This is a genomic window from Sphingomonas sp. SORGH_AS_0870, from assembly GCF_031453175.1.
In the GTDB taxonomy this organism is placed as follows: domain Bacteria; phylum Pseudomonadota; class Alphaproteobacteria; order Sphingomonadales; family Sphingomonadaceae; genus Sphingomonas.
This window is the reverse complement of record NZ_JAVIYW010000002.1, coordinates 3304649-3329576: the sequence shown is the minus strand read 5'-3', so window position 1 is coordinate 3329576 and position 24928 is coordinate 3304649. Positions and strand designations below refer to the sequence as shown.

Here is a 24928-nt window from a genome sequence, read left to right as displayed (position 1 = left end):
CCCGTCCAGGCTCGGCCCCTGCGTCCAGCGCCCTTCGGGATAGGTGCCGTCGACCGAGGTGACGAAAGAAGTCGTAATTATGCTCCTGATTTTCCTTCGCCTGCGGGAAGGAATTGGGGATGGGGAGCGCATCCTTGCCGCCCAGTTCCTCGATCACCGCCAGCCATTGTTCCTGGTGCATGGTGTCTCGGGCGATCAGGAAATGGAGCATGTCCTTCATCCCCTGGTCGTGCGCGGCGTGATAGAGGCGGGTCGCCAGCACCCGGCCGGTGCTTTCCGCCGCGACATTGCAATACATGTCGGCGGCGATGTTCCCGCTGGCATAGATATGGCTCATGTCGAACGGCACCCCGTCCGAATCCGACGGATGCGCCGCCAGGCCGGTCGACAGGATATGCTTGTGGAGTGTGCCCTCGATCGCGTGACGGGGATTCTCGCCGCCCATCACCGCGCCGACGATGCTGTCCGCAGCACCTTCCTCCTGAAGCGAGGCGGGCGCCTTGTCGAGATTGAGCGCGACCGCGGTCGCCAGCATCTCGATATGACCGATCTCCTCGGTCGCCGTATTCAGCAGCATGTCGCGATATTTCGGGCTGGGCGCGCGATTGCCCCAGGCCTGGAAGAAATATTGCATGCAGACGCGGATCTCGCCCTCCACGCCGCCGATCGCCTGTTGCAGCATCCGGGCGAAAAGGGGATCGGGACTGTCGACCCGGACGGGATATTGCAGGCGCTTGTCGTGATAATACATGGTCGGCCTCGCTTGGTTCGGGGGGTGTCGGATCAGTGGCTGGCGGTGTCGCCCGCGGCGCGGCGTTCGAGATAGCGGCGGGTCAGCGCGGCATTGTTGTCGTCGACCCATGCCGCCATCGCGAGTTCCTCGTTCAGCGACTGGGTGAGCAGCGGCGCGGCGCTGCCGAAGCCGCCGACATCGGCGATGGTCAGCAGCGATTTGTAGCTGGCCGCCTCGAAATTCTCGAAGGCGAAATTGGCGAAGCTGTTCTTCAGGATTTCGTCGGGCGCGAAGGTATGGCCCAGCGCCGCCATGTTGCCCGAGAAGGACAGCGCGGCGTCCTTCAGCACCGAGCGGCTCTCGTTGAACCCGTCGAGTATGTCTTCCAGCCGGACGATCTGCTGCTCGGTTTCGCCCCGGTGCATCCGCAGCCGGTCGGCGACGTCGGGATAGTTGGACAGATGGTCGAGTTGCCGGTCGATCAGCGCCAGCGCCTGATGCTCGACGGCATGGGCGTTCTTCAGTCCGGCGACGAAGACCGCCGCGACCACGTCATTGGGGAGGGTAGCCATGGATCATCGCTCCTTCGTTTCGGGATCAGAGGAAGGGGGTGCCGCCGGTGACGGGGATGGTCGCGCCGCTGATGTAGCTGGCCTCGCCGCTCGCCAGCAGGACATAGGGCGGGGCCAGTTCGGCGGGCTGTGCCGCGCGGCCCATCGGGGTCTGCTGGCCGAAGCTCTTCACCGCCTCGGGCGGCATGGTGGAGGGGATCAGCGGGGTCCAGACCGGCCCCGGCGCGACCGCATTCACGCGGATGTTGCGCTCGGCGAGCATCTGGGCGAGCCCGGCGGTGAAATTGTGGATCGCGCCCTTGGTCGTTGCATAGGCGAGCAGTTGCTGGTTGGGCTTGTCCGCGTTGATCGAGGTCGTGTTGATGATCGACGCGCCCTCGCCCATGTGCGGCAGGGCGGCCTTCACCAGATAGAACATCGCATGGATGTTGGTGGCGAAGGTCACCTCCCATTCCTGGTCGCTGATGTCCTCGACCGCCTGGAAGCTGGCCTGGTGCGCGGCGTTGTTGACCAGGATGTCGACGCGGCCGAAGGTCTGGACCGCGCGCTCGACGATGGTGCGGCAATGCGCCGGATCGCTGACGTCGCCGGGGATCAGCAGCGCCTTGCGGCCCGCCTGTTCGACCAGCCGCTGGGTCTCGGCGGCGTCCTCATCCTCCGACAGATAGGAGATCACCACATCGGCGCCCTCGCGGGCAAAGGCGATGGCGACCGCGCGGCCGATACCGCTGTCCGCGCCGGTGATGATCGCCTTCTTGTCGGTCAGCTTGCCATGGCCGACATAGCTGTGTTCGCCATGATCGGGACGGGGGGTCATCGCCTCCGTCTCGCCGGGCATGTCCTGCTGCTGTTCGGGTTGGGGTGGGGTGGGGCGTTCGTTCATGGACCGTCTCTCCTTGCCCGATCCAATAGACGGAGCGGAGAGGCGTTCCGGAAAAAACCATTATCCTAAAACGTGTTAATCGGTATTTTTGAGTTCCGTTATACCGTCGTGCAAAGCGCTCGGTCCGTCCGATGCCGCCGCCTCGGCCAGCCGGGCCAGGATCTCGCGCTCCAGTGCGTCCAGCGCGTCGGCATAGCTGTGCGAGTCCGTCGCGATGCTGGTCATCGGAAAGCCATGGCCGCGCGCCGCCGCGCGGAACGCCACCCCGGTCGCATCGCCGCGCGCCAGGATGATCGCGGCGCTGTCCCCCCAGTGACCGATCGCGTCGAGCAGCGGCGCGGCGGTCGCGTCGAGCGGGGCGGGCGGCGCGGCGATCTTGCTCAGCCCCTGGCGCAGCCGGTCGAAATCCACCGCCCCTCGCGCCGCGCGCAGCCATTCGCGCGGGTCCATCAGCTTGCGGGCATAATGGCGGCGGATCGCGGCGGCGGGGGGCAGCGCGTCGGGTTCGTCCGACAGCCAGGGGTTGGACAGCAGCACCGCGTCGAGCCCGGCTTCGCGCCCGTGGAGCGCGAGCGCGGCGGCGGCGTCGCAATTGCCGAAGCCGATGATCCGCGCGCACCCGCTCGCCTCGGCAAAGGCGTGGACGGCGGCGGCGATGTCGGGGCCGCTCGACTCCCAGCCGCGATTGACGCCCTCGCTGTCGCCGACCCCGCGCCGGTCGAAGCGGAACACCGGATAGCCCTTGGCCGCGATGCGCGCCGCCAGCATCGCCTGGCCGCGATGCGCGCCCATGCGCGGCTCGTTGCCGCCCGACACGATCAGCAGGCCGGTGTCGAGGGCGCCCTCGTCCAGCGTGCCGACCAGCATCGCACCGTCGCAGGGGAAGGAGATCAGCCTTCGCATGAGGCGATCCAGTGCGCGATATCCTCGGCCAGCGTCGCGGCGAGTTCGGGGTCTTCCTGCGGCTCGGCGCGGCGCCAGGGGGGCACCGCATCGATGGTGCGGTCGGCGGGGGCGCGGTCATGGCCGAGGCGCACGACGCGGCGCGGCACGCCGGGCTGGTCATAGGGCTCAGCCCCCGCCAGTCCGGCCAGGAAGTGCGGCGAGACCCGGTTGCCCGCGATCCGCACCGGCGATTCCGCGCCGAACAGGCCATGCTCGTCGCCGCGCAGCCCCGCCGCGGCGCGCAGGCGGATCACGTCGCGCAGCACCGCCTCGCCGGTCATCGGCGCCAGGTGCCAGCGCCCCGACAACAGGGCAAAGCCGTCGATCAGCGTCCCCGCCCGGATCGATACGCCGTAACAGCGCCGGTTGCCCAGCGCCTCGGCGGCGGCCTGATGCGCATCGCGCCATTGCATGATGCTGGCCTGTTCGGTGTCGATCAGGCTCTCCCCGGTCCCCGGCCAGTCGGGCAACGCGCCGCCGATGCCGTGATCGGCCAGCCGCCGCAGCATCGCCACCGCCAGCGCCCGCGTCCGGTTCGCTTCCTCCCAGAAGGGGAGCGCGACCAGCACGACCGGCCCTTGCGCGGGGCCGAAGCGCAACATCGCCTCGCGCCCGCCGGGCCAGTCATAATAGTCGATCAAGCGGGCGCCTTGGCGCTGGCGAAGGCGACCAGCTGGCCGAAGGTCTCCAGCATTTCGCCGTCGACCTCGTCATCCTCGATCAGGATGCCCAGGCGATCCTCCAACTCGGTCAGCACGCCCGCCACCGCCATCGAGTCCAGCTCGGGCAGCGCGCCGAACAGCGGCGTCTCGGCGGTGAAACCGGCCACGCGCTCATGCGACAGCCCCAGCACATCGGCCAGCACGCCGCGCACCGTCGCGTCCACATCCCCGTTCGCCTGGAGTCCCAATCCCTGTCGCCCTGTTGTTGGTATCGCCCCCAGCGTTAGTCCGGGCGGGCGCGTTGGGCAACGGCTTTGGGTTTTGGGGGCTTCGGGGCTTTGGGCGGGGGCGGGAGTCCCAGGCCCTCCCCCAACCCCTCCCGCCTGCGGGAGGGGAGAGGAAAGGGTGGAAGCGCTCGCGTCAAAAGCCCCCTCCCGCAGGCGGGAGGGGGTTGGGGGAGGGCCGCCATATCGCCAACCGTCCGCCACACCCACTCGGCTCGACTTTCCACCACCCCCGGCTGTAGATGACGCGCATGGCCCCCCAACCCGTCGCCCTGCCCATCGACCATGTCCTGCGCGGGGTACCCGATGCGCCCGCCCTGCTGGAACGCGACGCCGCCCTGACCTTCGCCGAGGTGGAGGCGGCGGTCGCGCGGCTGGCGGGATGGCTGGCGGCACAGGGTTTCGCCCCCGGCGCGCGGGTCGCGACATGGTTGCCCAAGACGCGCGTCGCCGCGCTGATGCCGCTCGCCGCGCCGCGCGCGGGGCTGGTCCATGTGCCGGTCAATCCGCTGCTCAAGCGGGCGCAGGTCGCGCATATCCTGGCGGACAGCGGGGCCGCGATGCTGCTGACCCACGCCCCGCGCGCCGCCACGCTGGAGGAAGGCGACATACCCCCCGGCGTCCTGGTCGCGACCGAGGCGGGGGAGGGCGAGGCGCTGCCCCGATCCTCCGCCGATCCGGAGGCGCTGGCGGCGATCCTCTACACCTCCGGCTCGACGGGGCGGCCCAAGGGGGTGATGCTGAGCCACGCCAATCTGTGGTTCGGGGCGATCGCCGTCGCGGACTATCTGCGGCTGACCCCGCAGGACCGGGTGCTCGGCGTCCTGCCGTTCAGCTTCGACTATGGCCAGAACCAGCTCCTCTCGACCTGGGCGGCCGGAGGGGCGGTGGCGCCGCTCGACTATCTGACCCCGCGCGACGTGGTGAAGGCGGTGGCGCGGCACGGCGCGACGGTGCTGGCGGGGGTGCCGCCGCTCTGGACGCAGCTGCTGGCGATCGACTGGCCCGAGGAGGCGGTCGCGCCGATCCGGCGGCTGACCAATTCGGGCGGCGCGCTGACCCCGCGACTGGTGCGGGGATTGCGCGAGCGGTTTCCCCAGGCCGATCTCTACGCCATGTACGGGCTGACCGAAGCGTTCCGCTCCACCTATCTCGCCCCCGCGCTGATCGACGCGAATCCCGACGCGATCGGCCGCGCGATCCCCTTTGCCGAGGTGATGGTGCTGCGTCCCGACGGAACCCGCGCCGCGCCGGGCGAGCCGGGCGAGCTGGTCCATGCCGGGCCACTGGTCGCGCAGGGCTATTGGCGCGATGCGGAGCGGACCGCGCAGCGTTTCCGCCCCGCGCCCGGCTGGCCCCGTGCGGTCTGGTCGGGGGATACGGTAGTGGAGGGGGCGGACGGCCTGCTCCGCTTCGTTGGGCGCGATGACGAGATGATCAAGGTCGCGGGCAACCGTATCAGCCCGCAGGAGGTCGAGGAAGCCGCACTGTCGGGTGGCGAGGCGCGCGAGGCGGTGGCGATCGGCGTCGCGGACGAGGCGCAGGGACAGGCGATCGTGCTGGTCCTGGCGGGCGATCCGGCGAACGAACCCGCGCTGCGCGCGCGGCTGAAGCGCGACCTGCCCAATTTCATGCAGCCCGCGCGCATCGACTGGCGCGAGGAACTGCCCCGCAACGCCAATGGCAAGCTGGACCGCGCCGCCCTGCGCCGCGCGATCGCCGACAAGGATATGACGTCATGAAGCCGATGGGGCCGATCCCCCCCGAATATGCGGGCCAGCGGGGGATGCTGACGATCGCCGGGCGCACTGCGCCGGACTGGCTGGCGCAGCGGGACGGCCCGGTTTTCGTCTATGACCCCGCCATCGTCGCGGCACGGGTCGCGCGGTTCCGCGCCGCCTTTCCCGCGATCGACCTGCATTATGCGATCAAGGCCAATCCGTTCCCGCCGCTGCTCGCCGCGATGGCGGAGCTGGTCGACGGCTTCGACGTCGCCTCGGCGGGCGAATTGGCGAAGGTCGAGCGGCTGGGGCGTCCGGTCAGCTTTGCCGGGCCGGGCAAGCGCGATGCCGAGCTGTCCGCCGCGCTGACCGCCGGGGTGACGATCAATCTGGAATCCGAAGGCGAGGCGACCCGCGCGCTCGCCATCGCCGAACGGCTGGGCGTGCGCCCCCGTCTGGCGGTGCGGGTCAATCCGGATGTCGAGCTGCGCGGCTCGGGGATGAAGATGGGCGGGCGGCCGTCGCCCTTCGGGATCGACGCGGTGCGGGTGCCCGCGCTGGTCCGCCATCTGGTCGCGGCGGGCGCGGACTGGCGCGGCTTCCATATCTATGCGGGCAGCCAGGCGCTCGATCCGCAGGCGATCATCGATACGCAGGCCGCCACCATCGCGCTCGCCGCGCGGCTGGCGGAGGAGGCGGGGCAGGCGCCGCCGCTGGTCAATCTGGGCGGCGGCTTCGGCGTGCCCTATTTCGCGGGCGATACCGCGCTCGACATCGAGCGGGTGGGGGCCGCGCTGGAGACGGCGGTGGCGGCGCGCCCCGCTATCCTGCGCGACAGCCGGTTCGCGATCGAACTGGGGCGCTGGCTGGTGGCGGAGGCCGGGGTCTATCTGGCGCGCGTGGTCGATCGCAAGGAGAGCGGGGGCGAGACCTTCCTGATCCTCGATGGCGGCCTCAACCATCAGCTCGCAGCCAGCGGCAATTTCGGCACCGTCGTCCGGCGCAACTATCCGCTGGCGCTGGCGCATGCGATGGGCGGCGAGGCGACCGAGACGGTGTCGGTGGTCGGGCCGCTCTGCACCCCGCTCGACCGGCTGGGCGACCGGATCGCCCTGCCGCGCGGCGATGTCGGGGATGTCGTCGCCATCTTCCTGGCCGGGGCCTATGGCGCCACCGCCAGTCCTTGTGCCTTTTTGGGACATGCTCCTGCGGCCGAGCTATTGCCGAGGGATCACAGCGACTAACGCTCTGTTCACCTCTTCATGGCATAGCGACGCTGCGCAATTTGCCCTTCGTTCCGGCCGGGATAACAGGGTTCAGGAGACTCCTTCGATGGCATCGTTCGCCCGTCCCCTCTTGCTCGCAGGCCTGGCGGCCTCGACGCTGACCGCCTGTTCGACCGGGCGGCCGGACCCCGAATTGCCCTCGGCGGGCTATGTCGCGCGCAAGGAGCAGCCGGGCGAGGAATATGTCATCGGCCCGCTCGACCAGCTCAACATCTTCGTCTGGCGCAATCCCGACCTGTCGACCAAGGTCCAGGTGCGCCCCGACGGCCGCATCACCACGCCGCTGGTCAACGACATGCCCGCCGTCGGCAAGACGCCCGCGATGCTGGCCGACGACATGAAGAAGGCGTTGTCGGAATATGTCTCCAACCCGATCGTGTCGGTGATCGTCGAGAATTTCTCCGGCACCTATAGCCAGCAGGTGCGGATCGTCGGCGCGACCGAAAAGCCCGCCGCCATCCCCTACCGCGCCAACATGACGCTGCTCGATGCGATGATCGCGGTGGGCGGGCTGAACCAATATGCGGCCGGCAACAAGGCCAAGCTGGTGCGCACCGATCGCGAGACCGGCAAGCAGCGCGAATATGCGCTTCAGATCAACGACCTGCTTCGCAAGGGCGATTCGAAGGCGAATGTCCGGCTGGAACCGGGCGACGTCATCATCATCCCCGAGTCGATGTTCTAAGGTCGCGCCTGCGCATGTCGAGCATCCAGGATGAAATCCGCATAGCGATCCATGCGATCTGGACCCGGCGCTGGCTGGCGCTGGGCGTCGCATGGGCGGTGTGCATCGCGGGCTGGCTGTTCGTCTCGCAAATCCCCAGCCGGTATGAATCGCGCGCGCGCATCGCGGTGCAGAATGCGCAGATCCTGCCCGACGGCATCGCCTCGACCCAGGCCAGCCAGATGGATTCGGTCGATCAGGTGCGCCAGACGCTGATTTCGGCGATCAACCTGCAAAAGGTGGTGCGCGGCACCGACCTGGCCAGCACGGTGTCGAGCGATGCCGACGTCGCCGCGCGCGTCTCGGCCCTGGCCCAGTCGATCAAGATCGAGAACCAGCAGGACACGATCTTCCAGCTGACCGTCACCCAGTCCAGCCCCAAGCTGGCGCAGCAGGTGGCGCAGAAGCTGATCGACATCTTCGTCGAATCCAATCTGGTCGGCGATCGCAACAACACGAACCAGAGCCTGGCCTTTCTCGACAAGCAGCTGGACGATCGCCAGAAACAGCTCCAGATCGCCGAGGCCAAGCGCGCCCAGTATCAGAACCAGTTCCTGGGCGGCCTGCCGGGCAGCGGATCGGTCGCCGACCGGATCGGGCTGGCGCGCTCGCAAATGGCGCAGGTGGACAGCGACATGGCCGCCGCCCAGTCGAGCGTGGCGGCGGTGCAGGGGCAGCTGGCGGGCACGCCGCGCACCGTGGGCGAGGGCGGCGGGGTCGCCGGCCCCGCGCGCGCGCGGCTGGCGACGCTTCAGGGCCAGCTCGCCGATGCCCGGGCGCGCGGCTATACCGACAGCCATCCGGACGTGATCGCGCTGAAGAACCAGCTGGCGGTCGCGCAGGCCGCCGCGCGGGCCGAGCCGCCGGGCGGCGGGGCGGGCGGGCAGCCCAACCCGCTCTACATGTCGCTCCAGTCGATGGCCGCCGAGAAGCAGGCGCAGCTCGCCAGCCTGAAGATGCGCAAGAGCCAGTTGCAGAACGACCTCGACCGGCTGAACGCCAGCCTGTCGACCGATCCCGAGGCGGCGGCGCAGCAGGGGGCGATCGACCGCGACTATCAGGTGCTGAAGGACAGTTACGACCAGTTGCTGCGCCAGCGCGAGCAGGTCGCGCTGCGCGGACAGGCGCAGAACCAGACCGACTCGATGCGCTTCTCGGTGATCGACCCGCCCACCTATCCGCGCACGCCGACCGCGCCCAATCGCCTGTTGCTGCTGACCGGCGTGTTCCTGGCCGCGCTGGGACTGGGGATCGGGACCGCCTTTGCCCTGTCCAAGCTGCGCCAGACCTTCACCACGCCGCATTCGCTGCAACGCGCGATGGGGCTGCCGGTGATCGGCGCGATCGGCGAGGTCGTCACGCGCGCGCAGGCCGAGGTGCGGGCCAAGCGGATGAAATTGTTCCTCGGCGGGACGGCGGCGCTGGGCGCGGCCTATGGGATGGTGGTCGCGATCGAGCTATTGCAGCGGGGTATGGCGGCATGACCAAGCCCTTGAAACCGAACCGGCCCCGGCGGGAGCCTTCGCTGCTCGAACGCGCGGCGAATGTCTATGACTTCCAGTCCTTTGTCCGCGCGCCCGTCATGCCCGAGAGCGAGCGGGAGGAAGACGCCACGTCTGCCACGCCGGGCGAGGTGGACCGGACGCCGCCCGGTATCGTCGCGCCCGAACGGACACCGCCCGCCATGGTCGCGCCAGACAGTGCGCCCGATCCCGAATTTCCCGCCAGCCTGAGCGGCATTCCGGCCGAGTTCCTGGCGCAGCCGGGCGACGAGGAATTCCTGGCGAGCGAATATAATCCCGGCTTCAGCGACGTCGCGATGGTCGACCGCGCGATGCTGGCCGAGAACGGCATGATCGTCCCCGGCGCACCGGTCGGGCCGCTGGCCGAGGAGTTCCGGCTGGTCAAGCGCCAGCTGATCATCACCAGCCGCCGCCTGGTCGAGACGGGCGATGCCGACAAGGCGCGCACCGTCCTGATCTGCTCGGCGCGGCCGCAGGACGGCAAGACCTTCTGCGCGGTCAATCTGGCGCTGTCGCTGGCCGCCGAGCGCGATACCGAGGTGCTGCTGGTCGACGCCGATGTCGCCAAGCCCGACGTGCTCGACCGGCTGGGGCTGGCCGAGGGGCCGGGGCTGCTCGACGCGCTCGACGATGGCGCGATCGATGTTGAGGATCTGGTGATCCGGACCGACGTGCCGCATCTGTCCGTGCTGCCCTGCGGCACGCGCAGCGCCAGCGACACCGAATTGCTCGCCTCGGCGCGGACCCGGACGGTGTTGCAGCGGCTGTTGTCGGCCAATCCGCGCCGCCTGGTCATCTTCGACTCGCCGCCCGCGCTGGCCGCCTCGTCCGCCTCGGTGCTGGCGATGCTGGCGGGGCAGGTGATGATGGTCGTCCGCGCCGACCGCACGCCCGAGAGCGAGGTCGCGGGCGCGATCGCGCTGCTCGATGCGTGCGAGCATATCCAGCTGGTGCTCAACAGCGTCGCCTTCGTGCCGGGCAGCCGCCGGTTCGGCTATTATGGCGGATATGGCAAGGACGACGCCCGGTGACGGCGGCGCGGCCGGTCCTGATCGCCTCGGCGCTGGGTCTGGCGGCCTGGCCGTCGGCGCTGGCGGCGCAGGTGCAGGGCATGGCCACGCCCCCCTCCACATCCGCGCCGGGCAGCGCAGCCCCCGGCGTCGCGCCCGCGCCCGCAGGCGGCACCGCATCGCGTGTCCGCATCGCCCCCTATATCGAGGTGGGGCAACTGCTGAGCGCCGATCTGAACGGCGGCGATGTGGTGACCTTCACCAGCCTGGCGGCGGGCGTGAATGCGCAGGTGAGCACCCCGCGCGCGCAGGCGCAGCTCAGCTATCGCTACGAACATCGGTTCAGCTGGAACGATCGCTATGCCGACAATGACATCCATAGCGGGCTGGCGCGCGGCGCCTATCGGCTGACGCGCGACCTGACCCTGGACGGCGGCGCGCTCGCCACGCGGACGCGCTCGGACATTCGCGGCGCCGCGCCAGGCGTGCTGGTCGGCGATACCGACAATATCTCGCAGCTCTATTCGGCCTATATCGGTCCGGTCCTGACCACCCGCGCCGGTCCGGTGCAGATCGGCGCCAATTACCGGCTGGGCTATACCCGCGTCGACACGCCGGGCTTTGGCGGCATCGCGCCGGGCCAGCCGCGCCTCGACTATTTCAGCGACAGCTGGAACCAGCTGGCGACGGTCAGCGCCAATGTCCGCCCCGGCGCGGTCCTGCCGGTCGGGTTGTCGCTCAACGCCTCCTATGAGCGCGACGATGCCGAGCAGCTGGCGCAGCGTTACGAGGGCTGGTTCGTGCGCGGCGACGTGCTGAAACCCATTTCCCCCTATGTCGCGCTGACCGCCGGGGTCGGCTATGAGCGGATCGAGAGCAGCCAGCGCGACGCGGCGGTCGACGCCGCCGGACGCCCGCTGGTCGACAGCCGGGGCCGCTTTGTCACCGCGCCCACCGGCCCGCGCCGCATCGCCTATCGCACCGACGGCGTTTATTATGATGCGGGCGTGATCTGGCGTCCCGATCGCCGGACCTCGGTGGAGGGGCATGTCGGCGAGCGTTACGGCTCGCTCAGCGTGACCGGCGTCGCGCGCTATCAGGCGTCGCGCAACGTCGTCATGCAGGTCGCGGTCTATGACGGCATCCAGACCTTCGGGCGGCAGTTGCGCGATGGCCTGTCCAATCTGCCGACCAATTTCGTCGAGACGCGCGATGCTTTTGGGCAGCAGTTCAACGGATGCGTGTTCTCGACCAGCGGCACGACGCCGGGCGGGTGCCTGAACGACGCGCTGCAATCGGTGCAGACCTCGCTCTACCGCGCGCGCGGACTGGATGCGATGGTGTCGATGACGCGCGGCCGCTCGACCCTGGGACTGGGGCTGGGCTATACCAATCGCCGTCTCTTCGCGCCGCAGAACGCGCCGGGCCTCGTCGTCTATGGGACCGAGGACGAAAGCTGGTACGCGCAGATTTTCTTCGGCCATGCGCTCGGCCCGAATTCGGGGCTTAACGTTAACGGCTTCGTTAACTATTATGCCAGTAAGTTGGCGGGGGCCGAGGACGTGGTGTCGCTGGGATCGACCGCCAGCTATTACCGCAACTTCGGTCGGCTCGGAACAACCGCGTCGGTGGGATTGTATCACTTCACGGTCGGGGACCTGTCCAGCGCGCTGTCGGCGCAGGCCCTGATCGCGGCACGATACCAGTTCTGACCGGCCGAAAGGCACGATGATGTACGAGACGCATTTTGGTCTGGGCGAGCGCCCGTTTCAGCTGACGCCGGACCCGCGTTTCTGGTTCGAGACGGCGACTCACGGCAAGGCAATGGCCTATCTCGGCTATGGCCTGGCGCAGGGCGAGGGCTTCATCGTCATCACCGGCGATGTCGGCGCGGGCAAGACCACGCTGGTCGGCCATCTCGTCGAGACGCTCGACCCGCGCCGCCTGCGCGTCATCCATATCGTGTCGACCGCGATCGAGCCGAACGACCTGCTCCGCACCGTCGCCGGACAGCTGGGCGTCGACAGCCTGGGTCTGTCCAAGGCGGGCCTGCTGGCCGCGATCGAGCGCGCGCTGAACGGCGTCGCGCGCGAGGGGCGTCGCATCCTGCTGATCGTCGACGAGGCGCAGGCGCTGCCGCTCGCCTCGCTCGAGGAACTGCGCATGCTGTCCAATTTCCAGGCAGGGGGGCATGCGCTGCTCCAGATCCTGCTGGTCGGACAGCCCGAATTCCGCGAGCGCCTGCTCGGCTCGGCCGCCATCGAGCAGCTGCGCCAGCGGGTCATCGCCATCCACCATCTCGACCCGATGGAGGCCGACGAGGTTCCCGATTACATCGCGCACCGGCTGGCGGTGGCGGGATGGACCGGCCGCCCCGATTTCGCCGCCGACGCGTTCGACGCGCTGTACGAGGTGTCGGGCGGCGTCCCGCGCCGTCTGAACGTGCTGGCGGGCCGCGTGCTGTTGCAGGCGGCGGTCGAGGGGGTCGAGCTGATCGGCGAGGAAACCGTCAAGAGCGTCGCCGCCGACATGGCCGCCGATATGGGGGGCGATCGGTTCGCGGCCTCGCGCGACGCCGGGGTACAGCCCGAGCCCGCCCCGATCGCACCGCCCCAGGCCGCCGCACCTGCCTTCGACCGTTCGGTCTTCGGGCTGGGGACGCTGGGCGCCGCGACGCTGAACGGCGCGCCCGCGCCCGCCGCGATGGCCGATCCGATTGTCCGCACCCGGATCATGCCCGACAGCCAGACGGGGCAGGGCGGCAGCCCGCGCATCGTCGCCCCGCCGCCCGCGCCCGAGCCGGTATCGCTGCGCCCGATCCCCGAGCCCAGGCCCGCGCCGGAACCCCAGCCCGCCAAGCCCGCCCCGGCGGCCGCCGCCGATCCGTCGCCGGTCGCGGCGCTGGAGGAGCGGATCGCGCGGCTGGAGGCGCGGCTGGAGCAGCAGGAGGCGGCGCTGCGCCGGGTGCTGACGCTGATGGTCGACTGGAGCGATGCCGACGCGCGTGGCGAGCCCCGCCGCGAGGAAAGCCCGACGATCCGCACGGGCGCCTGGGGCCATGCCGCCTGAGCCCGGCGCGGCCCGGCCGCTCCATGGCATGTCGGTCGATGTCGAGGAGTGGTTCCAGGTCGGCGCCTTCGAACGGACGATCGACAAGGCCGACTGGGACCGGCTGGACAGCCGGGTCGAGGCCAATACCGATGCGGTCCTGTCGCTGTTCGCCGAGACGGGGACGCGCGCGACCTTCTTCACGCTGGGCTGGGTTGCGCATCGCCATCCCGGTCTGATCCGTCGCATCGTCGCCGCCGGGCATGAGATGGCCAGCCATGGCTGGGACCATCAGCGCGTCTTCACCATGACCGCCGACCAGTTCCGCGCCGATCTGCTCCGCGCGCGCTCGGCGATCGAGGATGCGGGCGGGCAGGCGGTGACCGGCTATCGCGCGCCCAGCTTCTCGATCGACACCCGTACCCCCTGGGCGCATCCCGTGCTGGCGGAGGCGGGCTATCGTTATTCCTCCAGCGTCGCGCCGCTGCGGCACGACCATTATGGCTGGGCGGCCTCGCCGCGCTATGCTTGGCGGCCGCTGGCCGATGCCGATCTGATCGAGTTGCCGGTGACGGTGGCGCAGTTCGGCCAGCGGCGGCTGGCGACCGGCGGCGGCTTCTTCCGGATGCTGCCCGCCAAGCTGACCGACATCGCGATCGGGCAGGTCGAGCGCGACCGGCATGGCGCGATGTTCTATTTCCACCCCTGGGAGATCGATCCCGGCCAGCCGCGCGTCACCGCCGCCCCGCTTCGCTCGCGCATCCGCCATTATTCGCGGCTGGGCGCGATGGAGGGCAAGCTGCGCGCGCTGCTCGGGCGGCATGACTGGGGCCGGGTCGATCAGGTGGCGGCCAGGGAAGCGGCACAGCTGGCATGAGCGCGACGCTGCCGACCCTGCGCGTCGCCGATCTGGCGCGCGAAACGGAGCGTGCGCGGATCGATGCGTTCGTCGATGCCGCCGGTGGCACGCCCTTTCATCGCACCGGCTGGCTGCTGGCGGGGGCGGCGGGCTGTGGCCAGAAGGCGCATTGCCTGGTCGCGGAGCGCAGCGGCGATCTGGTCGGCTTGTTGCCGCTCAGCGAGATTCGCTCGCCCTTGTTCGGCGCGGCGATGGTGTCGACGGGCTTCGGGGTCGATGGCGGTGTGCTGGGCGAGGGCGTGGACCTGCTGGCGGAGGCGGCCTGGACGCTCGCCCGCGACCGGGGCATCGAGTCGGTCGAACTGCGCGGAGGGCCGGTGCCGGATGGCTGGACGCCCGACGCCGACAGCTATCTGGGTTTCGTCCGCTCGATCGCCGCCGATGACGAGGCCGAGTTGAAGACCATCCCGCGCAAGCAGCGGGCCGAGGTGCGCAAGGCGCTGGCCAATGAGCTGACCGTGCAGACCGGCGCCGATCCGGCGATGCTGGCCGAGCATTACCGCGTCTATGCCGAATCGGTCCGCAATCTGGGCACCCCGGTCTTTCCGGCGCGGCTGTTCCGCGAGGCGGCGGCGCGGCTGGACGCGGACGTGCTGACCGTGCGCCATCGCGGCCGCGCGGTGGCGAGCGTGCTCAGCCTGTATCATGGCGGCACCGTCTATCCCTATTGGGGCGGGGGCACGCAGGCGGCGCGGGGCCTGCGCGCCAACGACCTGATGTATTTCGCGCTGATGCGGCACGCGCGGTCGCGCGGCTGCCACCGCTTCGATTTCGGCCGGTCGAAGGTCGGGACCGGCGCGGCGGCGTTCAAGAAGAATTGGGGGTTCGAGGGGCGGCCGCTGGTCTATGCCAGCCGCAGCATCCATGGGCCGCGCGCGATCAATCCGCTCAACCCCAAATATGCCGCGATGATCGCCATCTGGAAGCGGATGCCGGTCTGGGCGGCGCGGATCGCGGGGCCGGTGATCGCACGGGGGCTGGGGTGAGGGACCTGCTGTTCCTCGCGCACCGCGTGCCCTTTCCCCCCGATCGCGGCGACAAGATCCGCAGCTTCCACATCCTGCGGCATCTGGCGCGCGACTGGCGCATCCATCTCTGCGCCTTTGCCGAAAGCGAGGCCGAGCGCGATCCGCCGCCCGCATTCCGCGACCTGCTGGCGAGTTGCCATGTGATCCCCCGTACCAAGGGGATGCCGCGCGCCGCCGTCGAGGCGCTGGCGACCGGCCGCCCGGTCTCGCTGACCGCCTTTGCCCATCCCGCCATGGCGCGGGCGGTGGCCGGGGTGCGGCAGGGCGGGGTGGCCGCGACCTATGTCTTTTCGGGCCAGATGGCGCAGTATCGCGGGCAAGGGCCGACCGTGATGGACATGGTGGACGTCGACTCGGCCAAGTTCGCCGCGATGGCGGATGGCGCGACCGGCCCCAGGGCCTGGATGCTGGCGCGCGAGGCGAAACGTCTGTCGGCCTTTGAGCGCCGCGTCGCCCGCGATGCCGATGCGACCCTGTTCGTCAGCGAGGCCGAAGCCGCCTTGTTCCGCAGCCAGGGCGGGCAGGGCCATGTCCTGGCCATCGAGAACGGCATCGACGCGACCGTCCATGCGCCCGGCGCGGTGGCGCCGGTGGTGCGGGACGGCCCGCTGATCGTCTTCACCGGGCAGATGGACTATCGCCCCAATATCGATGCGGTGATCCATTTCGCCCAGACCATCCTGCCGTGCATCCGCGCCGTCCGGCCGGATGCGCGCTTCGCCATTGTCGGCCGCGCGCCCGCCGCGTCGGTGCGACGGCTGGCGGGCGAGGCGGTGATCGTCACCGGCGAGGTGCCCGACACGCGGCCATGGCTGGCGGGGGCGGCGGTCTGCATCGCGCCGCTGATGCTGGCGCGCGGCATCCAGAACAAGGTGCTGGAGGCGATGGCGATGGCCCGCCCCGTCGTCGCGTCGCGCGCCGCCGCCGAGGGGATCGATCATGGCGGCACCATCGCGGTGGCGGCGGACGACCGGGATTTCGCGGCCCGCGTCCTCGCCGCGCTGAACGGCCCCGCCACCAACCCCGCCGCGCGCGCGCGGGTGATGGAGCGTTACGGCTGGGGCGCGCGGCTGGTGCCGCTCGACCGGCTGATGAAGGATATGGTGTCGTGAAGCCGGGACGCTGGGGCTATCATCTGGCGCTGCTCGGCGTGGCGGCTTTGTTCGTCCTGTTCCTCCTGCGCCGCGACGTCGCGCATCTGGTCGAGATCTGGTGGACCAGCACGACCTATGGCCATTGCCTGTTCATCGGCCCGGTCGTCGGCTGGCTGATCTGGCAGCGGCGGCCGGAGCTGAAGCAACTCACCCCGGTCGCCTGGTGGCCGGGATTGCTGCTCGTCGCGGCGGGCGGGTTCCTATGGCTGCTCGGCGAGTCCGCCACGGTCGCGCTGGTGCGGCAATTGGGGTTGGTCGCGACGCTGGAGGCGCTGGTCGTCACGCTGCTGGGGCCGATGGTCGCGCGCGGGCTGTTGTTCCCGCTGGCCTATGCCTGGTTCCTGGTGCCGTTCGGCGCGGAACTGGAAAAGCCGCTTCAGCAGATCACCGTGGCGATCGTCATGCCGCTGCTCGACTGGAGCGGCATCCCCGCCAGCGCGGACGGGGTGCTGATCCATGCCGGGCGCTACTGGTTCGAGGTGGCGGAGGCGTGTTCGGGGTCCAAGTTCGTCCTGGCGATGATCGCCTTTGCGGCGCTGGTCGCCAATCTCTGCTTCCGTTCGCCCTGGCGGCGCGCGGTGTTCTTGATCGTGTCGGTGATCGTGCCGGTGCTGGCCAACGGCATCCGCGCCTGGGGAACGATCTTCGCCGCCGACCTCACCTCGATCGAGGTGGCGGGGGGCGTCGATCACATCATCTTCGGCTGGGTGTTCTTCGCCTTCGTCATGGCGGCGGTACTGGCGATCGGGTGGCAGTTCTTCGACCGGTCGCCCGACGATCCCGCCTTCGACCCCGCGCGCCTCTCCGCCATTCCGCGCCGCCGCATCGACCCGCTGCTCGCCGCGATCCTGGCGGTGATGATCACCGCGCTCTACCCCAGCTGGAGCGGCTTTGCCGGGTCGCGCGTCGCCATGCTGCCCCCGCATATGGCGCTGCCCGACGTGCCCGGCTGGACCCCCGCGCCGCAGATCAGCGAATGGCGGCCCTATTATCCCGGTGCGAAGGTGCTGCTGCGCACCTATGCCGACGGGCAGGGGCATCAGGTCGATCTGGCGGTCGGCATCTTCCCGCAGCAGCGCGAGGGCGGCAAGCTGGGCGCGTTCGGGACGGGCATCCTGCACGAAGCCGATCCCTGGATCCGCGTCGCCGATCTGGCGCCCGTCGCGGGCGGCGATGCGACCCGGCTGATCGAGACGACGCCCGATCGCCGGACCATGCAGCGTGTCGTTGCGAGCTGGTACCGGATCGGCGATACGCTGACCCCGGACATGCGACGGGTGAAGATCGAGACGATGAAGGCCAGACTGCTCGGCCGGCGCCAGGTGGCGGTCGCCGTCCATGTGTCGAGCGAGGGGGATGACCGCCAGGCGATCGCGGCGTTCGTCCAGGCGCTGGGGCCGATCGATCGCTTCGCCGACCGTCTGACCGGGCGGCGCTGATCCCATGTGCGGTATCGCCGGTCTGTTCCATCCCGCCACGCCCAAGCCGGTCGATCCCGCCCGGCTGCGCGCGATGATCGGCGCCCAGGCGCATCGCGGGCCGGACGGGCAGGGCCTGTGGACCGCGCCCGGTGTCGGCTTCGCCCATGCGCGGCTGTCGATCATCGATGTCGATGGCTCGCCCCAGCCGATGGTCGATGGCGAGGTCGCGGTCTGCTTCAACGGCGAAATCTATAATTACCGCGAATTGCGCGAAGAGTTGCGCGCGGGCGGCGCGGTGTTCCGCACCGATGGCGATACCGAGGTGCTGCTGCACGGCTGGCGGCATTGGGGGCCGTCGATGCTCGACCGGCTGGTCGGCATGTTCGCCTTTGCGGTGCATGACGCCAGGGCGGGGGCGCTGTTCCTGGCGCGCGACCGGCTGGGGGTGAAGCCGCTCCACTGGGCCGAGCTGCCCGATGGCGCGGTCGCCTTCGCCTCGGAGATGAAGGGGGTACTGGCGCATCCGCTGTTCCGGCGACGGCCCGATATCCGCGCGGTCGAGGATTATCTGGCACTGGGCTATGTCCCCGACGATGCCAGCATCATGGGCGGCGTCCACAAATTGCCCGCCGGGCATTTCCTGCTGATCGAGCGGGGGCGGGCCATTCCGTCTCCCCGGCAATGGTGGGACGTGGATTTTTCCGACCGCGAAACCGGATCGGCCGCGCGGATGGGCGAGGAACTGCTTGCACGGATGCGGGCGGGGGTGACCAGCCGGATGGTGGCGGACGTTCCGCTCGGCGCGTTCCTGTCGGGCGGTGTCGACAGCTCGGGCGTCGTCGCGCTCATGGCGGAGGCGTCCCCGCGCGCGGTGCGCACCTGCACCATCGGTTTCGAGGAGGCGGGGCATGACGAGCGGGGTTATGCCCGCACCGTGGCCCGGCGTTTCGCCACCGACCATGTCGAGCGGGTGGTGCGCGCCGACGACTTCACGTTGATCGACACGCTGGTCGCGCATTTCGACGAGCCCTTTGCCGATGCCTCGGCGCTCGCCACCTATCGGCTGTGCCAGCTGGCGCGCGAGCATGTCACCGTCGCGCTGTCCGGCGACGGCGCGGACGAGGCGATGGCGGGCTATCGCCGCCATGTCTTCCATGCGGGCGAGGAGCGGGTCCGCGGCCTGTTCCCGGCGGACCTGCGCCGCGGGCTGTTCGGGACGCTGGGGCGTTTCTATCCCAAGGCCGATTGGGCCCCGCGCCCGCTGCGTGCCAAGACGACGCTGCTGGCGCTGGGGATGGACGGGGCGGAGGCCTATGCGCGGGCGGTGGGCGTCACCAGCCCGGAATGGCGCGCGCGACTGTTTTCGGCGGAGGCGAAGGCGGCGCTGGGCGGCCACCGGGCCGAGGATCGCTATGTCGCGGCGATGCGCGACGCGCCTGCCCGCGACGCCATCGACCGCGCGCAATATGCCGATCTGAAGATCTGGCTGCCCGGCGATATCCTGACCAAGACCGACCGCACCTCGATGGCGGTGGGGCTGGAGGCGCGCGAGCCGCTGCTCGACCATCGCCTGGTGGAATATGCCGCCCGCCTGCCCGCCGCGATGCGGGTGCGCGGCGGGCAGGGCAAATGGCTGATGAAGAAGGCGCTGGAGCCCTATCTGCCGCGCGACATCCTCTACCGGCCGAAAATGGGCTTCGTCACGCCGATCAGCGCGTGGTTTCGCGGCGCCCTGGCCGACGAGGCGGCCAGGCTGGCGCAATCGGGGCTGCTGCGCGAGACGGGCTGGTTCCAGCTGGCCGAACTGGGGCGCATGGCCGCCGACCACCGGGCGGGGCGGGCCGACCATGGCCGGACGCTGTGGCAGATGCTGATGCTGGAGCGGAGCCTGCAAAGGCTGTTCTGAGGGGCTATCCCCCATCCGTTCGCACTGGGCGAACGGGGGTTTGGGCATCACGCCCCCAGCGTCTGGTTGATCCAGCGGTCGAACAGATCGGGCCACAGCCGCGCGGGAGCGCCTTCGGGGGCGCCCAGCGCGCCGAAGCCGTGCCCGCCCTTTTCGAAGAAATGCGCCTCGACCGGCACCTTGGCGGCGCGGGCGCAGCTCAGCAGGTCGAGCGACTGGTCGAGCGGGACCAGCCCGTCATCGACCGCATGGACCAGGAACAGCGGCGGCGTGGTACCCGTGATCCGGCGCGGGCTGTCATAGCGCGCCTTGGTCGCGGGATCGGGATTGGGGCCCAACAGATTGTCGCGCGATCCGGCATGGGTGGTCGGCGTCGACAGGCTGGCGACCGGATAGACCAGCCCCGAAAAGCGCGGGCGCGCCGATTGGCGGTCGACGGCATCGACCGGCGCATAGACCCGGTCGTCATAACCCACGGTCAGCGAGCCTGCGAGATGCCCGCCCGCCGAGAAGCCGACGATACCCAGCCGCGCCGGGTCGATGCCGTATCGCGCCGCATTGGCGCGGATCAGCCGCATGGCGCGCTGCGCATCCTGGAGCGGGACGTCGGCCTGATGGTCCCAGCCTTCGGAGGGCAGGCGATAGGCGAGTGCGAAGACGGTGATGCCATGCGGGTTGAGCGTCCGCGCGACGTCGATCCCCTCATTCTGGACCGACACGAAGCCATAGCCGCCGCCGGGAATGGTCAGCACGGCGCGACCGTCGGGCCGCTCGGGCCGGAAGACCGCGACGATCGGGGTGGCGATACCGCGCAGCCACAATTGCTGCTGCCCCGCCGGGCCGTTCATCGAGGGACGGGGGCTAGGCAAAGTCGCGCGCGCGCCGGGCGGACGGCCGGGCCAGAGGGGGAAATGCTCGGCGGGCGGCCAGGGCGTCATGCCCGTGGCGGAGGCCGGTGCGGCCTGCGCGGCGGCGCGGGCGGCCAGCGGCACGCTCGCCATGGCTCCGATCACAGAGCGTCGGTCGATCATCCTATCCTCTCCATCCGCGCCGCACGGCGTTATCGGGGCAAGCCTGCCGGGAGGGCGCGTGCCGGGCAAGAAAAAAGGGCGGAACCCTGCGGTTCCGCCCTTTTTCTCAATGTCCGTACTTCTTGATCCCCCGACGCCGCAGCTTTTCGCGCTTGCGACGACGGGAATAGGGAATCGCGAATGCTATCGCCGCGAGCAGGATCACGCCGATGATCAGATAGGCAAGCTGCTCACGTTCCAAGAAGTCCAACATCAGTCGAAAATAGCCCCCCAACGACGCTTCGCGCGCTCACGCCAGTGGCCGCGATGATAGGCGTCCGAGGCGAGCAGCGGCATGACCGAACCCGCTTCCGCGAACACCATCTGCTCGAGCGCGGTATCGACCTTGCCCCAGCTCGCCGCTTCCTTGAGCGTCGAGGACGAGCAGGCACCGTCACGAACATCGGCCACCGTGATCTGCACGGCGTATTTGTGCATCTCGACGTCTTCATGGCCCAGGATCTCGGCACAGACAACCGTGTCCTGGATGAAATTCTTCGGCACGCCGCCGCCGATCATCAGCAGGCCGGTGGTGCCCGCCTTGATCTTGATGTCGGTCAGTTCGCGGAAGTCGGCGATCGCGTCGAGCACCATGTACGGCTTGCCTTCCTTGGCACGCTCGACCTGGTGCTTGACCAGACCGAAGCCCGCCGACGAATCGACAAAGGCCGGGCAGAAGATCGGCACGTCATGCTCATAGGCGAGCTTGACCAGGCTGTTGTCCTTCTTGCCGTGCTCGGCCAGATACTTGCCCATCTCGCGGATGAAGGCGCGGCTCGAATAGGCCTTGGGCTCCAGCGAGTCCGCGATCTTGCCGATCGTGTGGTCGCAGTCCTGAAGCTGCTCTTCGTCGATATAGGTGTCGTAGATGCGGTCGATGTAGAGCGAACGCAGCGTGTTGTCGTCCGGCACTTCCAGCGCCTGGTAATGCTTGTGGCCCAGGCCCTCGAAGAAATCCATGTCGACGATCGACGCGCCGGTCGCGACCACGCCGTCGATCATGTTCGAGCGCAGCAGCTCGGCATAGAGGTCCATGCAGCCGCCCGCCGAGGTCGAACCCGCGATGACGAGGAAGATCGAGCAGTCCTTGTCGGCCAGCATCTGGTTGTAGATGCCGGTCGCGCGCGCCAGGTCGCGGCTGGTGAAGCTCATCTTGCCCATCGAATCGATGATCGGGCGCGCGTCGAACTTGGTGATGTCAATATGCTCGACCACGCTGGAGAGCAGCTCGGCCTTCCTGAGATCGTTGGGGCGGTTGTCGTTGATCGTGTCGGTCATGATGGTTCCATCATCATCGAGAAGCCGTCGTCGTTATTGGGGACGCGGTAACCCGGCTGGCCCGGACCTGCGCGGGGCAGGGCCGGTATGCGAAGGGGCCTTATCGCGGCGGACACCGCAATGCCACCCCATTCCCCTCCCGCCGAAGCGGAAGGGGATAAAGGAGGTGCTAAAGTCGCCGGGTTACAGCTTGACGACGTTCGCGGGGAGGGCGTGCTCGGCCTCGTCGCGATAGACCGAGAACATCGGCTCGTCGTCGGTCACGACGAACTCGTGACAGGTGAAGCCGTTGAACTGGGTCCGCATCGCCTGGCCATAGGCACCGAGCATCCCGATCTCGAAATAATCGCCGGTATTCGTGTCCGCGGGCAGCGGGAACGGACCCTGCATATAGTCGAGATCGTCGCAGGTCGGGCCCCAGAAGCTGAAGTCCATGTCCCGCGCGTCGGAATCCGGCTCGCGCAGCAGCTGGACGGGGTACTTCCACCCGATATGCGCCGCATCGAACAGCGCGCCGTAAGCGCCGTCGTTGATGTACAGCTCATTGCCGCGGCGACGCTCGACGCGCACCACGACGGACGAATATTCGGCGCACAGCGCACGGCCCGGCTCGGCCCAGAGTTCGGCCGAATAGGACACCGGCAGGCTCTCGAACGCGCGGTGGATCGTCTCGAAGAAACGCTCCAGCGGCGGCGGGGTCATGCCCGGATAGGCCGAGGGGAAGCCGCCGCCGACATCGATCACGTCGACCGTGACCGCCGCCGCGACGATCGCCGCACGCACCCGCTCCATCGCCGCCGAATAGGCGTCGGGGGTCATGGTCTGGCTGCCGACATGGAAGCAGATGCCCAGCGCGTCGGCGACCTGGCGGGTCGCGATCAGCAGGTCCTTCGACTCTTCCAGGCTGACGCCGAACTTCGATCCCAGGCTGAGCTTCGCATATTCGGACGACACGCGCATCCGGACGCACAAGGTCAGGTCGGTCGCGCCGTTGGTGGCGCGGACGATCTTCTCCAGCTCTTCCAGGCTGTCGAGCGAATAGGTGCGGACGCCGTGCGTGAAATAGGCCTCGGCGATCGCCTCTTCCGACTTCACCGGATGCATGAAGCAGCAGACGGCCTGGGGAACGACCGACTTCACCATCCGCACTTCCGCGATCGAGGCGGTGTCGAAATGGGTGATGCCATTGTCCCACAGGATCTGGATCAGATCCGGCGACGGATTCGCCTTCACCGCATACATCGAGCGACCCGGAAACTTCTCGACGAAGAATCGGGCGGCGCGCGCAGCGGCGTGCGGGCGAAGCAGCGTGACCGGATCAGCCGGGCGACGCTTGGCGATGTCGATGCCGCGCTCCAGGTTGGAGGGGACGGCGGTCGAGTGGGCAGCTAGCCCCAGCGCGCGATGATTCTGGTGCAACTCAAGGGACCTCCAATTGCCTGACGGCATACGGTGACAAAAAGCTGCCTTGCGGTTGGAAGTCCCATGGGGCAGCGGAGGCGCGAAATAGGGTCCACTTTTTCTAATGTAAAGCGGTAGAAAGCGAGGCGGAGATAAAAAGTGACAATCCTAAGACAGCCGACAAAAGCCGGGGTCCGCGACGCCGCCGAAAAGATCGCGCGGGTGTTGCCGCCATCGCCGCTATTCTCATTGAATATCAATGGGAAAGCGGTGGCCTTCAAGGCCGAATCCTTGCAGCCGATCGGCGCGTTCAAGCTGCGCGGCGCATGGCATCGATTAACCGCGTTGGACGCCGATTCCAGGGCGCGTGGGGTCGTCGCCTTCTCCTCGGGCAATCATGCGCAGGGAATCGCCTGGGCCGCGCGGCGGCTGGGGATCGCCGCGACCATCGTGATGCCCGCCGATGCGCCGCCCTCGAAGCGCGAGGGGACGCTCGCGCTGGGGGCGGAGATCGTCGACTATGACCGCGCGACCGAAAGCCGCGAGCTGATCGCCCGGCGACTGGCCGAGGCGCGCGGCGCGACGCTGGTGCCGAGCTTCGACGATCCCTGGGTGATCGAGGGGCAGGGCTCTGCGGGCGTCGAGGCGGCGGCGCAGATGGCCGCGCTGGGCCTGCCCGCGCCCACCCATGTCGTGACGCCCTGCGGCGGCGGCGGGCTGGCGGCGGGGCTGACGCTGGCGCTGCCCGAAGCGCGGGTGACGGTGGTGGAACCCGAGGGCTGGGACGATATGCGGCGCTCGCTGGAGGCCGGGTGGATCGAGCCGGTGGGCGATAACCCCCCGCCGACCGCCTGCGACTCGCTCCAGACGACGCGCGTGTCGCCGCTGACCTTCGAGGTGCTGGCGCGGCGCGGGGCGGAGGGCGTCGCGGTGTCCGAGGCGGAGGTGGCGGCGGCGCAGCGCTTCGCCGCCGAACGGCTGCGGCTGGTGGTCGAGCCGGGCGGCGCGGCGGCGCTGGCGGCCTTGCTGGCGGGCAAGGTGGCGGCGGAGGACGGGATGCTGGTCATCCTGTCGGGCGGCAATGTCGACCGTGCCGCCTATGCCCGCGTGCTGGCCGGATGACGGAGGCCATCGCCCAGGCGGCGCCGGGGGTCGCCATGCTCGCGGCCTTTGCCTGTGTGGCCGGCGGGGTGGTGACGATCCGGCGCGGGGATCGGCGCAAGGGGGTGCTGATGCTGGTGATGGCGGTGGTGCTGGTCGGCAATGTCCTGATCTGGACGGTGTGACACCTGTTCCCCGGCGAAGGCCGGGGCCCAGTTGCTTTGGAGTTTGGGGCGGTGGCTGAATGGGCGTGGGAGGC

At 69.4% G+C, this 24928-nt stretch carries 23 protein-coding genes and 1 pseudogene; 14 read left to right on the top strand and 10 right to left on the bottom strand.

The genetic code is table 11. The annotated features are described in order from the left end of the window. Window positions 1-121: 121 nt before the first annotated feature. The 6 genes and pseudogenes from QE363_RS15435 to QE363_RS15410 all read right to left on the bottom strand — a co-directional run. A pseudogene (locus QE363_RS15435) lies at window positions 122-751 on the bottom strand (manganese catalase family protein); the annotation flags it as partial. A 32-nt stretch (window positions 752-783) separates the two neighbouring features. Continuing rightward, a complete protein-coding gene (locus QE363_RS15430; RefSeq protein WP_307100051.1) occupies window positions 784-1305 on the bottom strand; it encodes a ferritin-like domain-containing protein in 522 nt (173 codons plus the stop codon). A 25-nt stretch (window positions 1306-1330) separates the two neighbouring features. Continuing rightward, on the bottom strand, window positions 1331-2188 hold the full coding sequence (locus QE363_RS15425) for an SDR family oxidoreductase (protein ID WP_309696652.1): 858 nt from the start codon (window positions 2186-2188) through the stop codon (window positions 1331-1333). A gap of 75 nt (window positions 2189-2263) precedes the next feature. Beyond that, window positions 2264-3091, bottom strand: a complete 828-nt coding sequence (locus QE363_RS15420; protein ID WP_309696650.1) for a serine aminopeptidase domain-containing protein — start codon at window positions 3089-3091, stop codon at window positions 2264-2266. Beyond that, window positions 3079-3774 (bottom strand): hypothetical protein, encoded by a 696-nt coding sequence (locus tag QE363_RS15415; RefSeq protein ID WP_309696648.1) that lies wholly within the window; start codon window positions 3772-3774, stop codon window positions 3079-3081. The genes QE363_RS15420 and QE363_RS15415 overlap by 13 nt, the downstream gene beginning before the upstream one ends. Next, entirely contained in the window at window positions 3771-4019 is a 249-nt protein-coding gene (locus QE363_RS15410) for an acyl carrier protein (protein ID WP_387428730.1), read from the bottom strand. Before QE363_RS15410 ends, QE363_RS15415 begins: the two co-directional genes overlap by 4 nt. Window positions 4020-4330: 311 nt before the next feature. Here QE363_RS15410 and QE363_RS15405 point away from each other — a divergent pair, with 311 nt between their 5' ends. From QE363_RS15405 to QE363_RS15350, 12 genes are all read left to right on the top strand, one after another. Beyond that, entirely contained in the window at window positions 4331-5821 is a 1491-nt protein-coding gene (locus QE363_RS15405) for an AMP-binding protein (protein WP_309696647.1), read from the top strand. Then, complete coding sequence (locus tag QE363_RS15400; RefSeq protein WP_309696645.1) at window positions 5818-7044, top strand: pyridoxal-dependent decarboxylase, exosortase A system-associated; 1227 nt, start codon at window positions 5818-5820, stop codon at window positions 7042-7044. Before QE363_RS15405 ends, QE363_RS15400 begins: the two co-directional genes overlap by 4 nt. Window positions 7045-7132: 88 nt before the next feature. Further along, window positions 7133-7771, top strand: a complete 639-nt coding sequence (locus QE363_RS15395) for an XrtA/PEP-CTERM system exopolysaccharide export protein (RefSeq protein ID WP_307100038.1) — start codon at window positions 7133-7135, stop codon at window positions 7769-7771. A gap of 14 nt (window positions 7772-7785) precedes the next feature. Beyond that, a complete protein-coding gene (locus tag QE363_RS15390; protein WP_309696643.1) occupies window positions 7786-9294 on the top strand; it encodes an XrtA system polysaccharide chain length determinant in 1509 nt (502 codons plus the stop codon). Then, window positions 9291-10364 carry an AAA family ATPase gene (locus tag QE363_RS15385; protein WP_309696641.1) on the top strand — a complete coding sequence of 358 codons (1074 nt, stop codon included), beginning with the start codon at window positions 9291-9293 and terminating at the stop codon, window positions 10362-10364. Before QE363_RS15390 ends, QE363_RS15385 begins: the two co-directional genes overlap by 4 nt. Beyond that, window positions 10361-12055 carry a hypothetical protein gene (locus QE363_RS15380; RefSeq protein WP_309696639.1) on the top strand — a complete coding sequence of 565 codons (1695 nt, stop codon included), beginning with the start codon at window positions 10361-10363 and terminating at the stop codon, window positions 12053-12055. Before QE363_RS15385 ends, QE363_RS15380 begins: the two co-directional genes overlap by 4 nt. Window positions 12056-12074: 19 nt before the next feature. Continuing rightward, on the top strand, window positions 12075-13412 hold the full coding sequence (locus tag QE363_RS15375; protein ID WP_309696637.1) for an AAA family ATPase: 1338 nt from the start codon (window positions 12075-12077) through the stop codon (window positions 13410-13412). Beyond that, window positions 13402-14268, top strand: a complete 867-nt coding sequence (locus tag QE363_RS15370; protein ID WP_309696635.1) for an XrtA system polysaccharide deacetylase — start codon at window positions 13402-13404, stop codon at window positions 14266-14268. Before QE363_RS15375 ends, QE363_RS15370 begins: the two co-directional genes overlap by 11 nt. Beyond that, on the top strand, window positions 14265-15296 hold the full coding sequence (locus QE363_RS15365) for a FemAB family XrtA/PEP-CTERM system-associated protein (protein ID WP_309696633.1): 1032 nt from the start codon (window positions 14265-14267) through the stop codon (window positions 15294-15296). The genes QE363_RS15370 and QE363_RS15365 overlap by 4 nt, the downstream gene beginning before the upstream one ends. After that, window positions 15293-16450 (top strand): TIGR03087 family PEP-CTERM/XrtA system glycosyltransferase, encoded by a 1158-nt coding sequence (locus tag QE363_RS15360; RefSeq protein ID WP_309696631.1) that lies wholly within the window; start codon window positions 15293-15295, stop codon window positions 16448-16450. Before QE363_RS15365 ends, QE363_RS15360 begins: the two co-directional genes overlap by 4 nt. Then, the gene (xrtA, locus tag QE363_RS15355; protein WP_309696629.1) at window positions 16447-17931 is read left to right on the top strand and encodes an exosortase A; all 1485 of its coding nucleotides are present in this window, start codon (window positions 16447-16449) and stop codon (window positions 17929-17931) included. The genes QE363_RS15360 and xrtA overlap by 4 nt, the downstream gene beginning before the upstream one ends. Before the next feature lie 4 nt (window positions 17932-17935). Further along, a complete protein-coding gene (locus QE363_RS15350) occupies window positions 17936-19819 on the top strand; it encodes an XrtA/PEP-CTERM system amidotransferase (RefSeq protein WP_309696627.1) in 1884 nt (627 codons plus the stop codon). Between the two features lie 47 nt (window positions 19820-19866). Here QE363_RS15350 and QE363_RS15345 read toward each other — a convergent pair whose 3' ends face one another. The 4 genes from QE363_RS15345 to QE363_RS15330 form a co-directional block, all read right to left on the bottom strand. Then, entirely contained in the window at window positions 19867-20850 is a 984-nt protein-coding gene (locus QE363_RS15345) for an alpha/beta hydrolase (protein ID WP_309696626.1), read from the bottom strand. 106 nt (window positions 20851-20956) lie between these two features. Beyond that, window positions 20957-21103 (bottom strand): hypothetical protein, encoded by a 147-nt coding sequence (locus QE363_RS15340; protein WP_309696624.1) that lies wholly within the window; start codon window positions 21101-21103, stop codon window positions 20957-20959. Next, complete coding sequence (locus QE363_RS15335) at window positions 21103-22167, bottom strand: 1,9-bis(guanidino)-5-aza-nonane synthase (RefSeq protein WP_309696620.1); 1065 nt, start codon at window positions 22165-22167, stop codon at window positions 21103-21105. The genes QE363_RS15340 and QE363_RS15335 overlap by 1 nt, the downstream gene beginning before the upstream one ends. Before the next feature lie 183 nt (window positions 22168-22350). Further along, window positions 22351-23586: a type III PLP-dependent enzyme gene (locus QE363_RS15330; protein WP_309696618.1), complete on the bottom strand. Its 1236-nt coding sequence runs from the start codon at window positions 23584-23586 to the stop codon at window positions 22351-22353. Window positions 23587-23781: 195 nt separating this feature from the next. On the opposite strand from QE363_RS15330, the gene QE363_RS15325 reads away from it, so the two are divergent. Both QE363_RS15325 and QE363_RS15320 read left to right on the top strand, forming a co-directional pair. Then, entirely contained in the window at window positions 23782-24690 is a 909-nt protein-coding gene (locus QE363_RS15325) for a pyridoxal-phosphate dependent enzyme (protein ID WP_309698222.1), read from the top strand. Beyond that, window positions 24687-24854, top strand: a complete 168-nt coding sequence (locus QE363_RS15320; protein WP_309696616.1) for a hypothetical protein — start codon at window positions 24687-24689, stop codon at window positions 24852-24854. Before QE363_RS15325 ends, QE363_RS15320 begins: the two co-directional genes overlap by 4 nt. Window positions 24855-24928: the final 74 nt, after the last annotated feature.